Origin of the sequence: Parvibaculum sp. (assembly GCF_049672805.1) — a bacterium.
In the GTDB taxonomy this organism is placed as follows: Bacteria; Pseudomonadota; Alphaproteobacteria; order Parvibaculales; family Parvibaculaceae; genus Parvibaculum.
The window spans coordinates 1-3366 of record NZ_JBATWS010000194.1; the positions used below are offsets into that span (position 1 = coordinate 1).

The 3366-nt window shown below is 60.0% G+C and carries 3 protein-coding genes; all 3 read left to right on the top strand.

Annotated features, from left to right (window positions below):
* The coding region (gene dxr, locus WBF74_RS06280) for a 1-deoxy-D-xylulose-5-phosphate reductoisomerase (RefSeq protein ID WP_424436838.1) at nucleotides 1-851 on the top strand (851 nt) is incomplete at its 5' end.
* A gap of 123 nt (nucleotides 852-974) precedes the next feature.
* On the top strand, nucleotides 975-2135 hold the full coding sequence (rseP, locus tag WBF74_RS06285; protein WP_424436841.1) for an RIP metalloprotease RseP: 1161 nt from the start codon (nucleotides 975-977) through the stop codon (nucleotides 2133-2135).
* Between the two features lie 105 nt (nucleotides 2136-2240).
* Nucleotides 2241-3366, top strand: a 1126-nt coding sequence (bamA, locus tag WBF74_RS06290) for an outer membrane protein assembly factor BamA (RefSeq protein WP_424436844.1), incomplete at its 3' end; no start/stop codon positions are given.

The following is a 3366-nucleotide window of genomic DNA, read 5'->3' on the forward strand; positions in this document are numbered from 1 at the left end:
CGCCCACACTTTCCGCCGTGCGGCGGGGGGCCTGCGTGGCGCTCGCCAACAAGGAATGTCTCGTCTCGGCGGGACCGCTCTTTCTGGCTGAGGTCGGCAAATCCGGCTCGACCCTGCTGCCGGTGGACTCCGAGCACAACGCCATCTTTCAGGTGCTTGAGACAGAGCATCTCGAGACGGTGGACAAGATCGTGCTCACCGCCTCCGGCGGCCCTTTCCGTACATGGAGCATGGCGGAGATGGAAGCCGCCACTCCCGCCCAGGCGGTGGCGCACCCCAAATGGGACATGGGCGCGAAGATTTCGGTCGATTCAGCAACCTTGATGAACAAGGGGCTGGAACTCATTGAAGCGCATTATCTTTTTCCGGTTGGTGAAGATCGGCTTGATGTCGTGATCCACCCGGAATCCATCATCCACAGCATGGTCGCCTATGTGGATGGCTCGGTGCTGGCGCAGCTCGGCAGCCCCGATATGCGCACACCGATTTCCTATGCGCTGGCCTGGCCCGAGCGGATGGCGACTCCGTCGCCCAGGCTCAACCTCGCCCAAATTGGCCGCCTCACCTTCGAAGAGCCTGATCTGGAACGGTTTCCGGCCCTGAAGCTCGCCCGCAACGCGCTGCAGGCAGGCGGTGCCGCGCCGACCGTGCTTAACGCGGCAAATGAAGTGGCCGTCGCGGCTTTCCTCGCGGGCGAAATCGGCTTCCTCGATATTGCCCGGCTGGTCGAGGATGTGCAGGAGCACGTTGGGGGGGATTACGGTGTGCCCGCCGCTCTGGAGGCCGTTTACGAAATCGACCGAAACTCACGGATTCTTGCGCGTGAGTGGGTGCAAAAAAAAAGCCGGTGACGTAGGCTTGTCCGGTAAAAGCCTCCGAGGAATCAAGAAGCTGTGAGGCTAGCGGGTCTATGGGGGAACGGCGAACCTGCCCGAACGGGGCAGACGGGCCGCTCTGGAGTGGGATAACTGAGCGTGACGGAACTGTTTCTCGGGATTGGAGGCTTTGGAGAGTCGCTCTGGAGCTATCTCATTCCCTTTCTCTTTGTGCTGACCGTCGTGGTGTTTTTCCATGAGCTTGGCCATTTCTCCGTGGCCCGCTGGTTTGGCGTGAAGGTGGATACCTTCTCCATCGGTTTTGGCCGCGAGATCTTCGGCTGGAACGACAGACATGGCACGCGCTGGAAGGTGAGCTGGATACCGCTTGGCGGCTATGTGAAATTCGCGGGCGATGAAAATGCCGCGAGCATTCCAGACCGTGAAAAGCTCCGCGCCGTACCGGATGAGGAGAAGGCGCATCTCTTCCATTTCAAGCCGCTCTATCAGCGCGCGGCTGTTGTGGCAGCAGGGCCTGTTGCCAATTTCATTCTCGCCGTTGTCATCTTCGCCTGTGTCTTCACCTTTGTGGGCCGCACCGTCGGCACGCCGCTCATTGAAGCGGTGATCGAGGGAAGTCCCGCCGCTGCCGCAGGCTTTAACCCTGGTGACCGGGTGCTCGCGATTGACGGCGAACCTGTCGAGAGCTTTGAGGATATTCGCCGCGTCGTGACGACAAGTACGGGCGAGATGATTTTCTCGATTGAGCGGGGCGGCGAAACGGTGACGCTGCGCGCCACGCCCCGTATTCAGGAAGTCACGGACAGCTTCGGCAATGTCCACCGGGTTCAGCAGCTCGGCATTCAGCAGGGCGGCAACTCGGAAGTCGTCAAGAGCAACATCGTTGAAGGCGTCTGGCTTGGCATCAAGGAGACGGCGTTCATCATCGAGCGCACCTTTGACTATATAGGCGGGATGTTTACCGGGCGCGAGGATGCGGACCAGCTTCGGGGCGTGATCGGCATTGCACAGACCTCCGGGCAGGTCGCGACCTTCGGTTTCGTGGCGCTGATGACGCTGACGGCGCTCCTTTCCGTCAGCATCGGCCTGCTCAATCTCTTCCCGGTGCCGATGCTTGATGGTGGGCACCTTCTATATTATGCGGTTGAGGCCGTGCGCGGGCGTCCCCTGGGGGAGCAGGCGCAGGAGTTCGGGTTCAAGATTGGCCTCGCGCTGGTGATGACTTTGATGGTATTCGCGACGTGGAACGATCTTTCGCGTTTGCAGGTATTTTCGTTCCTGGGTGGATTGTTTAGCTGACAGCCATAAAGTGGCGCTCGCCGGATCACGCGCACGGGTTGCGGAACGGCGAAAGGTGACAGGTTAGGGGAAAGAATGGGGCGACTGGCCGATTGCTTGACCGGAATGACGCGCACAGCCGTGCTGGGCACGGCGCTTCTTCTGGCACCCTTTGTCGTAACCGCTCTGCCGGGCGGGGGCGGAACTGCTTACGCGCAGACGGTCAACATTTCCGAGATCGACATCCGTGGCAATCAGCGCATCGAAGACGGCACGATCCGCTCCGATATGGAACTGTCGGTCGGCTCGCCCTATGACCCGCAGCTCGCGGATCAGTCGATCAAGCAGCTCTTTGCGACGGGCCTTTTCGCAGACATTTCGATGAGCCTTGATGGTTCGCGCCTGATCGTCTCGGTGGTTGAAAACCCGATCATCAACCGCGTTGCCTTTGAGGGTAACAGCGCGATCAGCGACGAAGACCTCAAGAACGAAGTGCAGCTTCAGCCGCGCGTTGTGTATACGCGCGCCAAGGTGCAAAGCGACGTCACCCGGATGATCGAGCTTTATCGTCGTGGCGGGCGCTTCTCGGCCACGGTTGATCCCAAGATCATCCAGCTTCCGCAGAACCGCGTGGACCTCGTTTTCGAGATCGTGGAAGGCGAGAAGACCAAGATCTCCTCCATCGACTTCATCGGCAACAAGGTATTCAGCGACAGCAAGCTGCGCGATGTGGTCTCCACCAGTGAATCTGCATGGTGGAAGTTCCTGTCCTCATCCGACAGCTATGACCCCGACCGCCTGACCTATGACCGTGAACTGCTGCGCCGCTTCTATCTTGAGCGCGGCTATGCGGACTTCCGCGTCATCTCGGCTGTCGCGGATCTCAAGCGTGACGATTCTGCCTTCCACATCACCTTCACGGTGGATGAGGGCGAGATTTACGAGTTCGGCAAGGTGGATGTCACCACGGAACTCGACAAGCTGGACATTGAAGCGCTCCGGGAATTGCTCGTTCCGCAGACGGGCGACACCTACAATGCGAGCCTCATCGACAAGACCATTGACGGACTGACCTTCGCCGCCGGTTCTGCCGGTTATGCGTTTGCCGAAGTGCGGCCCCGTATCCGCCGCCGCAGCGACGAGCGGGTGATTGACCTTACCTTCCAGATCACCGAAGGACCGCGTGTCTATGTTGAGCGCATCAACATCACCGGCAACTCGCGCACGCTGGACAAGGTGATCCGCCGCCAGA